This window comes from Lachnospira sp. CLA-JM-H23 (genome assembly GCF_040096425.1).
Lineage (GTDB): Bacteria > Bacillota > Clostridia > Lachnospirales > Lachnospiraceae > Lachnospira > Lachnospira rogosae.
The window spans coordinates 254505-270620 of record NZ_JBBMET010000002.1 but is presented as its reverse complement, the minus strand read 5'-3'; the positions used below and the strand labels follow the sequence as shown (position 1 = coordinate 270620).

12 protein-coding genes are annotated in these 16116 nt (G+C 36.2%); all 12 read left to right on the top strand.

The features are described 5' to 3' along the window. Positions 1 to 6 precede the first annotated feature (6 nt). The 12 genes from WMO42_RS03635 to miaA all read left to right on the top strand — a co-directional run bounded on the left by WMO42_RS03635 (position 7) and on the right by miaA (position 16098). Positions 7 to 1272 (top strand): aminoacetone oxidase family FAD-binding enzyme, encoded by a 1266-nt coding sequence (locus tag WMO42_RS03635; RefSeq protein ID WP_349191582.1) that lies wholly within the window; start codon positions 7 to 9, stop codon positions 1270 to 1272. Then, positions 1269 to 2945 (top strand): FAD-dependent protein, encoded by a 1677-nt coding sequence (locus WMO42_RS03630; RefSeq protein WP_349191581.1) that lies wholly within the window; start codon positions 1269 to 1271, stop codon positions 2943 to 2945. The genes WMO42_RS03635 and WMO42_RS03630 overlap by 4 nt, the downstream gene beginning before the upstream one ends. Before the next feature lie 84 nt (positions 2946 to 3029). Continuing rightward, on the top strand, positions 3030 to 3878 hold the full coding sequence (gene proB, locus WMO42_RS03625; RefSeq protein ID WP_022501799.1) for a glutamate 5-kinase: 849 nt from the start codon (positions 3030 to 3032) through the stop codon (positions 3876 to 3878). 12 nt (positions 3879 to 3890) lie between these two features. Then, positions 3891 to 5051 carry a hypothetical protein gene (locus WMO42_RS03620; protein WP_022501798.1) on the top strand — a complete coding sequence of 387 codons (1161 nt, stop codon included), beginning with the start codon at positions 3891 to 3893 and terminating at the stop codon, positions 5049 to 5051. A 29-nt stretch (positions 5052 to 5080) separates the two neighbouring features. Continuing rightward, a complete protein-coding gene (locus WMO42_RS03615; protein ID WP_055174685.1) occupies positions 5081 to 5323 on the top strand; it encodes a DUF896 domain-containing protein in 243 nt (80 codons plus the stop codon). Further along, positions 5304 to 5897: a 5-formyltetrahydrofolate cyclo-ligase gene (locus tag WMO42_RS03610; protein ID WP_055174688.1), complete on the top strand. Its 594-nt coding sequence runs from the start codon at positions 5304 to 5306 to the stop codon at positions 5895 to 5897. Before WMO42_RS03615 ends, WMO42_RS03610 begins: the two co-directional genes overlap by 20 nt. A gap of 100 nt (positions 5898 to 5997) precedes the next feature. Further along, entirely contained in the window at positions 5998 to 7245 is a 1248-nt protein-coding gene (locus WMO42_RS03605) for a glutamate-5-semialdehyde dehydrogenase (RefSeq protein WP_022501795.1), read from the top strand. Between the two features lie 12 nt (positions 7246 to 7257). Continuing rightward, positions 7258 to 8940, top strand: coding sequence for a bifunctional diguanylate cyclase/phosphodiesterase (locus WMO42_RS03600; RefSeq protein WP_349191643.1), 1683 nt, complete (start codon positions 7258 to 7260; stop codon positions 8938 to 8940). A 10-nt stretch (positions 8941 to 8950) separates the two neighbouring features. Beyond that, complete coding sequence (gene miaB / locus WMO42_RS03595; protein WP_055174698.1) at positions 8951 to 10408, top strand: tRNA (N6-isopentenyl adenosine(37)-C2)-methylthiotransferase MiaB; 1458 nt, start codon at positions 8951 to 8953, stop codon at positions 10406 to 10408. Positions 10409 to 10438: 30 nt separating this feature from the next. Beyond that, positions 10439 to 13108, top strand: coding sequence for a DNA mismatch repair protein MutS (gene mutS / locus WMO42_RS03590; RefSeq protein ID WP_349191580.1), 2670 nt, complete (start codon positions 10439 to 10441; stop codon positions 13106 to 13108). Positions 13109 to 13126: 18 nt separating this feature from the next. Then, on the top strand, positions 13127 to 15103 hold the full coding sequence (mutL, locus tag WMO42_RS03585) for a DNA mismatch repair endonuclease MutL (RefSeq protein WP_349191579.1): 1977 nt from the start codon (positions 13127 to 13129) through the stop codon (positions 15101 to 15103). Between the two features lie 14 nt (positions 15104 to 15117). Further along, the gene (miaA, locus tag WMO42_RS03580) at positions 15118 to 16098 is read left to right on the top strand and encodes a tRNA (adenosine(37)-N6)-dimethylallyltransferase MiaA (protein WP_349191578.1); all 981 of its coding nucleotides are present in this window, start codon (positions 15118 to 15120) and stop codon (positions 16096 to 16098) included. Positions 16099 to 16116: the final 18 nt, after the last annotated feature.

The following is a 16116-nucleotide window of genomic DNA, read 5'->3' as shown; positions in this document are numbered from 1 at the left end:
TGATATATGAAAAGCAAATATGTGAAAAAGCACGAATGTGTCATAATCGGCGGCGGTGCGGCTGGAATGATGGCGGCAGTACAGCTTGCAGGTTATGGAATAGATAACTGCATAATAGAACACACAGGAAAGATTGGAAGCAAGATATTACAGACAGGCAATGGCAAGTGTAATTTTACTAATCTTAATATGAGCAGTGAAATGTATCAGAATAAAGATAACAGACTTGTTATGGAAGTTATTGATAAGTTTGATGTACAGCATACGCTTAAATTCTTTAAAAGTATAGGCGTATATTATACACAAAAGGATGGTTATGTATATCCACATTCTAAGACAGCCGCTTCATTACAGAATGCATTAAGATTGGCAATAAAGAACGCTGGCATTAAGGTTAATATGGATACTGTCATTAATAAGATTTATAAGAAAGAAGCTGATGGAAAGGATGTGTTCGTTCTTGAATGTGACGGTATAGACTTTATAGCAGATACAGTAATTATTGCAACAGGTTCAAAGGCTTCGCCAAAGACAGGCTCAGATGGTTCGGGTTATGAGCTTGTAAGACAGCTTGGAATTGATATTGTAAAGCCACTTCCTGCACTTGTACAGCTTGTATGCAGTGACAAAGCTGTATGTAAGCTTGGTGCAGGTGTAAGAAGCTATGGAAGCATAGAGCTTTGGGTTGACGGACAGTGCGTAGCAAATGATACAGGAGAAATCCAGTATACAGATTATGGAATATCAGGAATACCGGTATTTCGGGTAAGCAGATTTGCAGTAAAAGCTATAGATGAGAACAGGGAAGTCAAGGCTGTTATTAATATGATACCTGATATAACAGATAGTGATATAGAAGATATTTTCAACAGGCGAATTATAGCAGAAGGTTATAAGACGTTAGAGCAGTTCTTTGAAGGGCTTATTAATAAAAAGCTTGTTGCTATGATAGCGGCAAGATGCAAAATAAGCGAAAGTAAGCACATAGCAGATATTGATATTGAAAAAATGCGACATATTATTGAAACTATGACACATTTTGGATTTGTTATAACAGGTGATAAAGGATTTGATTATGGTCAGGTGTGTCAGGGCGGAGTTGCTCTTGATGACATTGACATAAGTAATATGGAATGTAAAAAGGTAAAGGGTGTGTTCTTTGCTGGTGAGGTTGTTGATGTTGACGGCAAATGCGGTGGCTATAACCTGCAATGGGCGTGGAGTTCGGCATACTTAGCGGCGGCAGGAGTAAAGGAAAGGATAAATAATTGAAACAGGAAAAAGTAATAAGAATTAATAATATAAAATTAAAACCAGACCACACAGAGGCTGAGCTTTTAAAGGCAGTTAAGAAAGCACTCAGGTTAAAGAATAACTGTGATATAAAGTCCGACATTATAAAGAGATCTATAGATGCAAGACATAAGCCTGACATTATGTATGTATACAGTGTTGATGTGAAGAAGCTTGTTATCAATAATAAAGATACGGATTTGAAAGCGTTTGCAAAGAAAACAGCCAATAATAATATTACATATAATGAGAAGGTTATATATGAGTTTCCATATGGCAGAATTAATAATTATGAGGGCGCAGGAATTAAGGAAGAAGACAGGCCTGTTATAATCGGCTTTGGACCAGCGGGAATGTTTGCGGCACTTAAGCTTAGCGAGGCTGGACTTATGCCTGTTGTATATGAGCGTGGGGACAGTATTGAAGAAAGACACAGAAAGGTTGATGAGTTCTGGAATACAGGAAAGCTTGATACACAGTCAAATGTGCAGTTCGGTGAAGGCGGAGCAGGAACATTTTCAGACGGAAAGCTTAATACAGTAATAAAAGACCCTACAGGACGAATAAGAAATGTTCTTGAAATGTTCGTAAGATTTGGTGCTTCATCAGAGATATTATATTCTAACAAGCCGCATATCGGTACAGATGTGCTGATGAATGTTGTATACAATATACGAAAGTATTGTGAGAGTCTTGGTGCACAGATTAATTTTAATCATAGAATAGATGACATTAATATAAGTGATAAGAAAGTAAGCTCAATAAAAGTGTACGATATCAAGAATGATATATATTTTGAAAGACAGTGCAGACAAGTATGCCTGTCAATCGGACACAGTGCAAGAGATACATTTAAAATGCTTGATAGCAAAGATATAATGATGGAGCCGAAGTCATTTGCAGTAGGGTTAAGAATAATGCACACACAGGAATTCATCAATGAAAATGCGTATGGAAAGTGTGAGTACAAGCTTCCAACAGCAGATTATAAGGTTACATACAAATCAGTAAGCACAGGAAAAGAACGTGGTGTGTATTCGTTCTGTATGTGTCCTGGCGGATATATTGTTAATGCAAGCTCAGAGGAGAATATGCTTGCAGTTAATGGTATGAGCTATTCTGGGCGTGACTCAGCTAACGCGAACAGTGCAATGATAGTAACAGTTACACCAGATGATTTCGGAAATGGAGTGCTTGACGGCGTGGAATTCCAAAGAAAGCTTGAAAGGGCTGCGTATAAAGAAGGTGTTGGAAAGATACCTGTGCAGTTATTTGCTGATTTTAAGGAAAATGTTACATCAACAGGGTTAGGCAGGGTAACACCTTGCATTAAGGGACAGTACAAGCTTTCCAATATAAGAAATGTACTTCCTGAATATATATCAGAGGCTTTGTGTGAGGGAGTTACAGGCTGTTCTAGATACATAAAAGGCTTTGATATGGACGATGCTGTATTTGCAGGCGTTGAGAGCAGGACTTCAAGCCCTGTAAGAATAACACGTAATGATGAGCTGATGTCGGTTGGCTGTGCTGGTCTTTATCCTTGTGGAGAAGGCGCAGGATATGCTGGTGGAATAACTTCTGCGGCGGTTGACGGAATTAAGATTGCAGAGAAAATTGCGGCAAATATAGACTTTTTTAAAGAGGTATAGTACAATACCTTATTAGGTATTTAACCATATAGGAATGTCAGATAAGCTTATGCTAAGTCAGGCTGGCAGGAGTGAGGAATAATAATGAATATAAGAGAAGCAGTTAAGGATAAGAAGAGAATAGTAATTAAGATAGGTTCTTCTTCGCTTATGCACAATGAAACAGGCAGGCTTAATCTTGGAAAGATAGAAAAGCTAGTGCGTACAATAGTGGATATTAAGAATTCTGGCAAGGATGTTGTTCTTGTTTCATCAGGAGCTATCGCTGTTGGAAGAATGGCAATAGGGCTTAATGAGAAGCCTGATGAACTCCCTGTAAAGCAGGCGTGTGCGGCTATTGGACAGGCAAAGCTTATGATGGTATATCAGAAGATATTTGCTGAGTACAGTACTACAGCGGCACAGGTATTAATGACTAAGGCTACAGTTATGAATGATAAGAGCAGAAGAAATGCACAGAATACATTTAATGAGCTGTTAAATCTTGGTGCAGTTCCTATTGTTAATGAGAATGATACAGTATCTACATACGAGATTAAACAGGTTCAGACTTTTGGAGATAATGACAGGCTTTCAGCAATTGTTACTTCAATTATTGATGCAGACCTCCTTATATTGTTATCAGATATAGACGGATTGTATACAGACGACCCTAATTCTAACCCGGATGCAAGATTTATTAATCAGGTAGATGTCATAGATGACAAGCTTCTTAATATGGGCAAGAGTACATCAGGAAGCGGTGTTGGAACAGGTGGTATGGCAACTAAGCTTAAGGCAGCAGGAATAGCTGTAAGCTCAGGTGCAGATATGGTTATAGCAAATGGCAATGATATTGATAATATTGCTAAGATAATGTCAGGTGCAGATGTCGGTACACTTTTTGTAAGCTGTAAAGACGAGAATTTTGACCTTGTCAAATTCATAGGCTAAGGGGAGGTGCTGATGGACATAAAGCTTATAAGGAATACAGAAGATGCCGTGTTCAAACCAATCAATAACGGGCTTGTGTTACAGATGGTGGATGATAACTATAAGTTTCTTGATTTTATTGGTAAGAAATTGTATATCCTTAATTCTATTACGAATGAGAGGTATGAAATCTCACCAGAAATCAAGAAATATAATATAGCCAGTATTATTTATGCCCATAATACGCACGATTATGTGTTCTATGTATCTGCGGAACAGATTACAGACAGCAAGGCAGATATATTGCTGTACAGATATTCATTTGATGATAACGAGAGTACACTTGTGTATAGATATGAGATTGATGAACTTGAGAAAATCAGACAAAGTCATATACATATATATGTATTGGAATATGATTTTGCAATAATTGAAGAAATCGGACAAGATAATGAAGTGACTAATGTAGTGCTTCGGGATTTTAATTCTGACAGGGAAATATCAACAGAAGGGTCACTGCTTAAAAGACTTGGACTTTATAATATTATTCCGTTAGAGGGCAATAACAGTGTGTTAAAGCTCGGCAGTAGAAAAGACTTCGATGGCACAGATATTAATGAAGAAAAGCATAATCAGGAATATATAGGTATTGTTAATACCAAGCAGTTTGTATCTGAGATGATGTTAAATCCAGCAGAGATTACTATGGATATATTAGATACAGCGGATACGGACAAGACATTTGCATATATGAAGCGTTCTGAGAACCGGGTTATATATTCAAAGTTTAATATAAGTGCGATGTCAGAAGAAGTTGTGCTTTATGATTTTGAGAATAAAGTAAAGCAGATAAGAATTAATAATGATATTAAGGAAGCATCAGACCTTAGTTATACATATGTTATTGAGGGCAATCCCTACACAATAAAGAAGGACAAAGATGTGACATATCTTATTAATCTTAATACGCAGAAAGAGGAATATCAGATTCCTTCTAATATGCAGATACAATATGTATGTAATGATGTAATTCTTGTCACCCATATAAAGCACAGAATACCATTTATCAAAAAAGGTTCAGAGTATATTGAAGCCTACAAGTTTCCGGATATACACCACGCACTTCTTAAGAAGAAAGCACAATTTAATACCTGTATGGTAAATGGAGATGACCTGCTTGTATTTACATTGTAGGAAGTTGATATAATAAGAATGGAGAATATATGGTAACAGAGAATACAATTAAAAGAATAAATGAACTCTATCATAAGTCTAAGGGTGAAGGTCTTACAAAGGAAGAAGCCGAAGAACAGATTAGATTAAGAAAAGAATATGTTGCGGCATTCCGTAATAATTTAAGAGGCACATTAGAGACAATAAAGATACAAAATCCAGATGGTTCTATTATAGATGTAAAGCAAAGACATGATGAGAAGATGAAGAATAATGACAGTAAAGCAGAATAAGAAAGAAATCAGAACATTAATAACTAATAAGAAAAAGGCTATGTCTGTTGAAGAAATAACTGCAGGAAGCAGAATAATTACAGACAGACTTGAGTTGTCAAAGGAATATCAGGACAATGATAATATACTTATATATGTAAGCTATAATCAGGAAGTCGAAACATCGGGTATTATTAATAAAAGCCTTGAACGTGGCAAAAAAGTGTATGTTCCTAAGGTTATAATTAATAAAGAAGACAGGTCAGATAAATATATGGAATTTGTAAGAATTAATTCTTATGATGACTTGCAGGATGGATATATGGGAATTAAAGAACCTGTATCTGACGACTATGAAATTCCACAGGACGGACTTCTTGTTATGCCGGGGCTTGCTTTTGATGTTACGCTTAACAGAATAGGTTACGGCGGTGGATTTTATGACAGATATCTTGTTAAGAATGGCGACAGATATTATAAGACAGCCATATGCTTTGATTATCAGGTGCTTGATGATATACCGGCAGAGGAATTCGACATAAGACCAGATATGATTATAACTGATAAAAGAATTATAACAGCTCAGGAGCTGTAATTAATAAAGAGATATGGATATTGAGGAGTTGTAAAAATACTTATAAATGATAATTAGTTATTAAGTATTAGTGCAGTTATGCACGGAAGTGAGGATTGATATGAAGACATTAACACAGATGGGCAGTGATGCAAAGAAAGCGTCCACATATCTTGCAAAGCTTGGCATTAAGGAAAGAAATAATGCTTTATTAAAGGTTGCTGATGCCCTTGTAAAAAGAAGTGATTACATAAGAGAAGCTAATGCTATTGACCTTGCTAATGGCAAGAAGAATAATATGAGCACAGCTCTTTTAGACAGACTTATGCTTACAGAGAGCAGAATAGAAGGAATGGCTGACGGCTTAAGAGTTCTTGCAGGACTTGACGATCCAATAGGCGAGGTCAAGTCAATGAAGACACGTCCTAATGGACTTATGATTGGTAAAAAGACTGTTCCATTAGGAGTTGTTGCGATTATATATGAATCAAGACCTAATGTTACAGCAGATGCTTTCGGACTTTGCTTTAAGTCAGCTAATGCCTGCATATTAAGAGGCGGGAGCGATTCTGTTAATTCTAATATAGCAATTGTGAATGTTATAACAGATGTATTAAAAGGACTTGGAATAGACCCTGATGTCATAAGTTACATTTCTGAAACAGATAGAAAGTATGTTGATGAGCTTATGCACCTTAATGAGTATGTAGATGTAATTATACCACGAGGTGGAGCAGGTCTTATTAAAAATGTTGTCAATAACAGCACAGTCCCTGTAATAGAGACAGGAACAGGAAACTGCCATATATATGTAGATGAATATGCAGATATAGATATGGCGGTGAATATAATATACAATGCCAAGACACAAAGAATTGGCGTATGCAATGCGTGCGAATCGCTTGTTGTTCATAAGAATATTGCAGGTGAAGCTATTCCGGTAATAGTAGATAAGTTAAAGACCAAGAATGTAGAGATACGTGGTGATGAGAAAGCTTTAGCTATAGATGACAGAATAATAAAGGCAGATGATACGGATTGGGGACGTGAATATCTTGATTATATTATATCTGTTAAAGTAGTAGATAATATAGATGAGGCAATTGCACATATCAACAGGTACAATACGGGTCATTCAGAGTCAATAATAACTAAAGATTATAATAATGCACAGAAGTTTCTTAATGAGATAGATGCGGCTTGTGTATATGTAAATGCTTCTACAAGATTTACTGACGGCTTTGAATTTGGATTTGGAGCAGAGATAGGTATAAGTACACAGAAGATACACGCAAGAGGACCTATGGGACTTGAGGCGTTAACAACAAGTAAATATATAATATATGGCAATGGACAGGTTAGAGAATAGGGTTTGAATATTATGGGACAAATGGGAGAAGATATAGCAGACTGGAAATATTTTTTATCTATAATATCTAAATGCACAGATGATTATCTATACATATATGACTTAAGTGATGATTATGCGATATACAGTAGTTCTATAACAAAGGATTTTGAACTTGATGTTGCAGAATTCAGTAATGCGGGAAGAAAGTTAAAGGATGTAATATATCCTGATGATTATGAAGCTGTATTTAACAATATTAGTGAACTTCAGAATGGACATATAAGCTGTCATAATATGGAATACCGCTGGAAATCAAGAAAGAACGGATATGTATTTATAAGCTGCCGCGGACAGCTGGTACGAAGAAATGGCATTAATTATATGATAGGCCGTGTATCAGAGATTGGAAAAAAGAACAGATATGATAATGTAACCGGCATATATACAGATTTAATTCTTGAAGACAGGTATGACGATATTGTAAAGAGCGATGGTCATACAGGCTGTATTATGCAGATAGGGATTGATAATTTCAAAGAGATTAATGAGAAATATGGCACTAAGACAGGCGATGAGGTGCTTGCAATATTGGCAGGCATTCTTGTCAGACAATCCAAAGAACAGACATTTTCTGTATATAGGACAAGAGGAGACGAGTTCATAATAGTATCCCTTGATATGAGCGGTGATATTAAGAAAAATGCCAAGATGTTATACAAGACTATAAGAGAAGATATAGACAGTGTTATTGATGACAGAGGATATGATGTATTCTTTAATATATCAGCAGGTGCGTATGCGTTTGATACTAATACAGATACCTATAAAGATATTATTAAGAATACCCGTTTTGCCCTGCATAAAGCAAAGCTTAACGGAAAGAACAGATTTGAATTTTTTGATAAGGCTGATTATGCTAATTATATAAAAAGGCTTGAAATTCAGGGCGAGTTAAGGTCTAGTGTTAATGATAATTTCAAAGGATTTGAATTGTTTTACCAGCCGATTGTTGATGCTGATACAGGTAGGATTGAGGGTGCAGAGGCACTTTTAAGATGGAAAAGTGACCAATATGGTTTTATGTCGCCTGTAGAGTTTATTCCACTGCTTGAAGAAAGCTCGCTTATTATACCATTGGGAAGATGGATTATAGATACAGCTGCTGCCCAATGCAACGAATGGGTAAAGATAATACCCCAGTTTGTTATGCATATTAATCTTTCGTTTGTACAGATTGCAAAGAGCAATGTTATAAAAGATGTAATTGAGAATATAAGCAAATATGAGGCTGGAAATGAACATTTTGTATTTGAGATTACTGAAAGTATACAGATGGATTCTAATATTGCGATAAAAAGAGTTCTTAAAGAATTCGTGGATAATGGCTTTTTACTTGCAATAGATGATTTTGGAACCGGATATTCTAATTTTGAATATATGAAGGATAAGATGTTTGGTATCTTAAAGATAGACAGGGCATTTATTACTGATATACATCTTACAGATAACAACAGAATACTTGTCAGCTTTATTATAAAAATGGCACACGAGATGGGTGTTAAAATATGCGTTGAGGGTGTTGAAACAAAAGATGAATTGATGGCTGTAACAAAGCTTGAGGCTGATTATATACAGGGGTATTATTACGGCAAACCTGTCAAAGACGTTGAATTTTATAGAATGATTAAACAACAGGAAAGAATAAAGAGGTAATATATAAATAATGGATACAACAATTGAGAATATGATTAACAGCATAGATTTATCTGCTCCGGTTCCAGAATACGAGCCGATGAGACAGTATTACTATTTAAAGGCCTGCAGAAAGATTGTTAAGGAAAAGTCAGAAGCACTTAACAGACCACTTACTGCTGTAGTTTCAACATTTGGCTGTCAGATGAATGCAAGGGACTCAGAAAAGCTTCTTGGAATATTAAAGGATATCGGCTATCAGGAGTCAGACGATGAAGAAAATGCTGATTTTGTAATATACAATACCTGCACGGTGCGGGAGAACGCCAACTTAAGGGTATACGGACGTCTCGGACAGTTAAAAAAGGTTAAGAGAGCCAATGGCGAGATGATTATTGCAATGTGCGGTTGTATGATGCAGGAGCCGGAAGTTGTAGAAAAGATAAAGACATCTTACAAATTCGTAGATATTGTGTTTGGTACATTTAATATTTTCAAGCTTGCAGAGCTTATGTATATGTGCTTTACAGGTGATGAACAGGTTATTGATATATGGGATTCTACTAAGGAGGTTGTTGAGGAGCTTCCAACTTCAAGAAAGTATCCATTTAAGTCTGGTGTCAATATTATGTTTGGCTGTAATAACTTCTGTACATATTGTATTGTTCCATATGTGCGAGGCAGGGAGAAATCAAGAGAGCCAAAAGAGATAATAAGAGAGATTGAAAGACTTGTAAGTGACGGTGTAAAGGAAGTAATGCTTCTTGGACAGAATGTTAATTCTTATGGAAAGACACTTGAGGACGATATTACATTTGCTAAGCTGCTAAGAGAGATTGCCAAGATTGACGGACTTGAAAGAATAAGATTTATGACACCTCATCCAAAGGATTTATCAGATGAGCTTATAGAGGCAATAAGAGATAACAGCAAGATATGTAACCATATACATCTTCCATTACAGTCAGGAAGCAGCCGTCTTCTTAAGCTTATGAACAGACAGTACACTAAGGAGCATTATCTTGAACTGGTAGACAAGATAAGAAATACAATACCAGATATATCTATTACAACAGATATAATTGTAGGCTTCCCAGGTGAAACAGAGGAAGACTTTGAGGATACACTTGATGTTGTAAGAAAAGCAAAGTATGACAGTGCTTACACATTTATATATTCTAAGAGAACTGGAACACCTGCTGCCAAGATGGACGGACAGGTCAGTGAAGATATAGTAAAAGACAGATTTAACAGATTGTTAGCAACTGTATCTGAGGTGAGCCACGAACATATCAAGAGATATGAAGGTATGGATATGGATGTATTGGTTGAGGATATAGATGACCACGATAATACATTTGTAACAGGACGAATGACTAATAATATTTTAGTCCATTTCAAGGGTGACAAAGAACTTATAGGAAGTATAGTCAATGTACATCTTGATGAATGTAAAGGCTTCTATTATATGGGAACAAAGAACGATTAATATTATAAGCAGGATGACTGGAGGATAAAGATGGCTGAGTATTCACCAATGATGCAGCATTACATTGCTACAAAGAATGAATATAAGGATTGTATACTGTTTTACAGACTTGGTGATTTTTATGAAATGTTCTTTGATGATGCTGTAGTTGCATCTAAGGAATTAGAGCTTACTCTCACAGGAAAAGATTGCGGACAAAAGGAACGTGCACCTATGTGCGGCGTTCCTTTTCATGCTGCGGAGACTTATATTAACAGATTGGTATCAGCAGGCTATAAAGTTGCAATATGTGAGCAGATGGAAGACCCTAAGCAGGCAAAGGGCATAGTAAAAAGAGAAGTAATAAAGGTGGTAACACCGGGAACTAATATTAATACACTTGGACTTGATGAAACAAGGAACAACTATATGATGAGTATAGTATATCTTGGTGATAATCTTGGAGTTTCAATAGCGGATTATTCAACGGGCGATTTCTTTGTGACAGAGTTAGCCGGTGGAAGTGAGCTTATAGATGAGATTAATAAGTTCGTGCCATCGGAGATAATTGTTAATGAATACTTCGCGATGAGTGGCATTAATCTTGATACTGTCAATACAAAACTTGGAATAGCTATGTCAACGCTTGATAACTGGTATTTTAACGAGGAGACCTGTAAGAAAAGGCTTTTGGAACATTTTCATATGGAGATGTTAGATGGACTTGGTTTAAAAGATTATACAGTTGGAATAATAGCTTCGGGTGCACTCCTGACTTATCTATATGAGACACAGAAAAGCAATATGCCTCATATCACAACACTTCTTCCTTATTCGTCAGGCAAATATATGCTTATTGACAGCTCATCAAGAAGAAATCTTGAGCTTGTTGAGACAATGAGAGAAAAGCAGAAGAAGGGTTCGCTTCTGTGGGTGCTTGATAAGACTAAGACAGCGATGGGTGCAAGAATGTTACGTTCTTATATTGAACAGCCGCTTATTAACAAAGATGATATAATTAAAAGACAGGACTGTATACAAGAATTGGGCGACAGCCTTATCGACAGGGAAGAATTAAGGGAATACCTTAATCCAGTGTATGACATAGAAAGAATTATGACTAAGATAAGCTGTAAGACAGCCAATCCAAGGGATTTAATAGCTTTCAGGAATACACTTGAAATGCTTCCACATATTAAGAGGATTATAGGTAATTTCCATTCAGAGGAATTTGCAGCCTGCTATGATAAGCTTGATGACCTTGCTGATTTGTACGAGCTTATTAATTCAGCTATAGTTGAAGAACCACCAATATCAGTAAGAGATGGAGGTATTATAAAAGAGGGCTATTCAAAAGAGGCTGACGAGTTAAGAGATGCCAAGATAAAAGGAAAGGAATGGCTGTCTGAGCTTGAGATAAGAGAGAAAGAAAGAACAGGAATTAAGACATTAAAGGTTAAATATAACAAAGTGTTTGGCTATTATCTTGAGGTGACAAATTCATTTAAGGACAAAGTACCTCCTGAATGGGTAAGAAAGCAGACATTGACTAATGCAGAGCGTTATACAACAGATGAGCTTAAACATCTTGAAGATGTAATTCTTGGTGCAGAGGATAAGCTTTATTCTTTGGAATATGACCTTTTCAGCGAGGTAAGGGAACGTATTGCCTCGCAGGTAGTCCGCATACAGGGTACAGCAAAAGCGGTTGCTATGATAGATGCATATGCTTCATTATCAGTTGTTGCGACACAGAATAATTATGTAAGGCCTAAGATTAACGATAAGGGTGTAATTGATATAAAGAATGGAAGACATCCGGTAGTCGAGAAGATGATAAGCAATGATATGTTCATAGCCAATGATACATATCTTGATAGTAATTCCAACAGGGTTGCGATAATAACAGGACCTAATATGGCTGGTAAGTCAACATATATGAGGCAGACAGCTCTTATTGTCCTTATGGCACAGACAGGAAGCTTTGTCCCTGCAGACTCTGCTAATATATGTATTGTAGACAGGATATTTACAAGAGTAGGTGCATCTGATGACCTGGCTTCCGGACAGTCTACATTTATGGTTGAGATGACAGAGGTTGCTAATATTCTCCGTAATGCGACATCTAATAGCCTTATAATTCTTGATGAGATAGGACGAGGCACAAGTACATTTGATGGCCTTAGTATAGCGTGGGCGGTTGTTGAACACATTGCAAACACTAAGATATTAGGAGCAAAGACACTGTTTGCAACTCATTACCATGAATTGACAGAGCTTGAAGGAACACTTGATGGCGTTAATAATTACTGTATAGCAGTTAAAGAGTGCGGGGATGACATCGTATTTTTAAGAAAGATTATAAAAGGTGGTGCAGATAAGAGCTACGGAATACAGGTGGCCAAATTAGCAGGTGTTCCAGAAAATGTATTAAACAGGGCTAAGGAACTTGTTGTAGAACTCAGTGATGCAGATATATCACAAAAGGCAAAGGATATTGCACAGTATTCAAAGAAAGTGGAGAAGATGAATGACCGTTATAAGAATGTCAATGAACTGGAAGTAAAGCAGATGACACTTTTTGATACTGTAAAGGACGATGATATAATAAAGGATATAAAAGAGCTTGATATAAGCAATATGACACCAATTGATGCACTTAATATTCTTTATAAGCTTCAGGGCAAGGTTAAGAACAGATACTTTGTTAATGAGAATTAATGTGAAGTGAGGGTTAATATGGGAATTCAGTTACTTGATCAGAATACAATTAATAAAATAGCAGCAGGAGAAGTTATAGAAAGACCATCTTCTGTTGTAAAAGAGCTTGTTGAAAATGCAATAGATGCCGGGGCGACTGCTGTAACTGTCGAAGCAAAGGAAGGCGGAATTTCATTTATCAGGGTTACGGATAATGGTTCAGGTATTAAGAAAGATGAGATAGATATTGCATTTAAAAGACACGCCACAAGTAAGATTAAGTCAATTGAAGACCTTTTAACTGTATCCTCACTTGGTTTCAGGGGTGAGGCACTTGCGAGTATAGCGGCAGTATCGCAGATTGAATTAATAACCAAGACTAAGGATGATATAACAGGAACGAGGTATCAGTCAGAGGGCAGCGAGGTTATATCTGTTGAAGATATCGGTGCACCTGATGGAACAACATTTATTATAAGAAATTTGTTCTTTAATACACCAGTCAGAAGAAAGTTCTTAAAGTCAGCGATGACAGAGGCAGGATACATTAATGCGTTAATGCAGTATATGGCTTTATCACATCCTGAGGTTTCATTCAGATTTATTAATAATAACCAGAATAAGCTTCATACATCTGGAAATATGAAATTAAAGGATATTATATATAATGTGTATGGCCGTGATATAACTGCTAATCTGTATGATATTAATGCAAAGACACAGGATATTAAGATTGAGGGTTATATAGGGAAACCTTTTATTAACAGAGGTAACAGGACTTACGAGAATTATTACATTAACGGACGTTATATAAAGAGCAATATAATTAATAAGGCAATTGAGGAAGCTTATAAAGGTTTTATAATGCCTCATAATTATCCGTTCACTGTAATACATTTTACGATAAGTCCGGATATAATTGATGTGAATGTCCACCCTACCAAGATGGAATTGAGATTTCAGAATAACGAGTATGTATACAATTTCGTATATGATTCAATATTATCAACGCTTAAGGGAAAAGAACTTGTGGCAAAAGTTGAACCAGATGGACAGTTTATGAATAAAATTCATAATGATGAGCTGGAGCAAAAGAAGGCAGAAGAACAAAAGCAGATGGCTGGGTATAGTGCAACGGGAGTACAGCAAAATGTACCGTCAGATTCAGGTGCTGCGGCTACGCAACATAATATGTCGGCAGGCTCAGGTGCTACGGTCAAGCAATATGGTGTACCGGCAGGTTCAGGTGCTATAAATGAGAATAAGGTTATCGCTAATGAATCTTCGATTATGAATAAAACAAGGCTTCCAGAGCCATTTGAAACCGTGAGGTCTGATAAACTTATTAAAGAAGATATTGTACAGTACAATTCAAGAAAAGCAGAGGAGAGCAGGCAGATATCTTTATTTGAGGATAAGCTTCTAGATGAGAAGAATAAGAATAATTACAGGATAATAGGACAATTATTTGATACATACTGGCTTATAGAATTTGAGGACAGATTCTATATGATGGATCAGCACGCGGCACACGAAAAAGTTCTTTATGAGAAGACGATGAATAAATTGAGAACTCAAAAAATTGATACACAGATGCTTATGCCGCCTATTATTCTTACTCTTAATATGAATGAGGAAGAAGTACTTAAAAGGAATATGTCAATATTTAATAAGCTTGGATATGAGATAGAAGAATTTGGTGGCAATGAATATAAAGTAACAGGAATACCGGCAGGTTTTCCGAAGCTTGATTACAGGCAGATGCTAACTGACCTTATAGATGGTCTTATGCAGGATGGCAGAATGACAGATATGGATATACTTACAGAAAAGATAGCGTCTATGTCGTGCAAGGCGGCTATTAAGGGCAATAACGAAATATCATATGAAGAAGCAAAGGAACTTATGGAAGAACTTATGAAAGCTGACAATCCATATAACTGCCCACACGGCAGGCCAACGCTTATAGTTATGAGTAAATATGATATAGAAAAGAAATTTAAACGAATAGTGTAAAAGGGGAATAGTGTATGTGTAAACAACCTTTAATTATACTTACAGGGCCAACTGCTGTCGGAAAGACTTCACTTTCTATTAAACTTGCAAAAAAGATTGGGGCACAGATAATAAGTGCAGACTCTATGCAGGTATACAGGCATATGGACATAGGAACTGCTAAGATTACATCTTCTGAAATGCAAGGCGTAAAGCATTATCTTATAGACGAAATAGAACCTACAGAGGAGTTTAATGTCACAATATTTAAAGAAAAAGCACTAAAGGCTATAGAACAGATAAGAAATGACGGCTATATACCTATGATTGTAGGTGGTACAGGATTTTATATACAGGCTTTATTGTATGATATAGAATTTGAAGACAACGATGCGGATACATCGTATAGACAGGAGTTATACCAGCTTGAAAAAGAAAAAGGTGCTGTGTATCTTTATGAGATGTTAAAAAATGTGGATCCTAAATCAGCAGAGAGCATACATTACAGAAATGTAAAAAGAGTTGTAAGGGCACTGGAATATTACAAGCAGACTGGCAACAGAATATCTGAACACAACGAGGAGCAGAGAAAAAAAGATTCACCATATAATTATAAATATTTTGTTCTTAATGACATAAGGGATAATCTTTATGAGAGGATTAATAAAAGAGTTGATATTATGTTCGATGATGGTCTTATTGATGAAATGCAGTTGCTTACCAAAATGGGCATAGGCAGGGATAATACTTCTATGCAGGGCATAGGCTATAAAGAAATTCTTGATTACTGGGACAATTTGGGTAAGCCTTATGGAAGCACTATTGATGAAAATGGTATCGCCTTATTAAAGGAACAGATTAAAGGCGATACAAGACATTTTGCAAAAAGACAGCTTACGTGGTTCAGGAGAGAAAAAGTTATTGACTGGATTAGTATTAACGAATATGATTATGATTGCGTTAAAATTATGGATTATATGCTTGATAAGCTTAAAGATAGTGGTATTATTAAGTAATGCAAAATTAACAATCAG

What these genes read in the sequence shown, in the direction of transcription:
- WMO42_RS03610 (WP_055174688.1), top strand. Translation starts at nt 5,304, where the DNA reads ATGACAGTAAAGCAGAATAAGAAAGAAATCAGAACATTAATAACTAAT.
- mutS (WP_349191580.1), top strand. Translation starts at nt 10,439, where the DNA reads ATGGCTGAGTATTCACCAATGATGCAGCATTACATTGCTACAAAGAAT.
- WMO42_RS03600 (WP_349191643.1), top strand. Translation starts at nt 7,258, where the DNA reads ATGGGACAAATGGGAGAAGATATAGCAGACTGGAAATATTTTTTATCT.
- WMO42_RS03615 (WP_055174685.1), top strand. Translation starts at nt 5,081, where the DNA reads ATGGTAACAGAGAATACAATTAAAAGAATAAATGAACTCTATCATAAG.
- WMO42_RS03605 (WP_022501795.1), top strand. Translation starts at nt 5,998, where the DNA reads ATGAAGACATTAACACAGATGGGCAGTGATGCAAAGAAAGCGTCCACA.
- miaB (WP_055174698.1), top strand. Translation starts at nt 8,951, where the DNA reads ATGGATACAACAATTGAGAATATGATTAACAGCATAGATTTATCTGCT.
- WMO42_RS03620 (WP_022501798.1), top strand. Translation starts at nt 3,891, where the DNA reads ATGGACATAAAGCTTATAAGGAATACAGAAGATGCCGTGTTCAAACCA.
- proB (WP_022501799.1), top strand. Translation starts at nt 3,030, where the DNA reads ATGAATATAAGAGAAGCAGTTAAGGATAAGAAGAGAATAGTAATTAAG.
- mutL (WP_349191579.1), top strand. Translation starts at nt 13,127, where the DNA reads ATGGGAATTCAGTTACTTGATCAGAATACAATTAATAAAATAGCAGCA.
- miaA (WP_349191578.1), top strand. Translation starts at nt 15,118, where the DNA reads ATGTGTAAACAACCTTTAATTATACTTACAGGGCCAACTGCTGTCGGA.
- WMO42_RS03635 (WP_349191582.1), top strand. Translation starts at nt 7, where the DNA reads ATGAAAAGCAAATATGTGAAAAAGCACGAATGTGTCATAATCGGCGGC.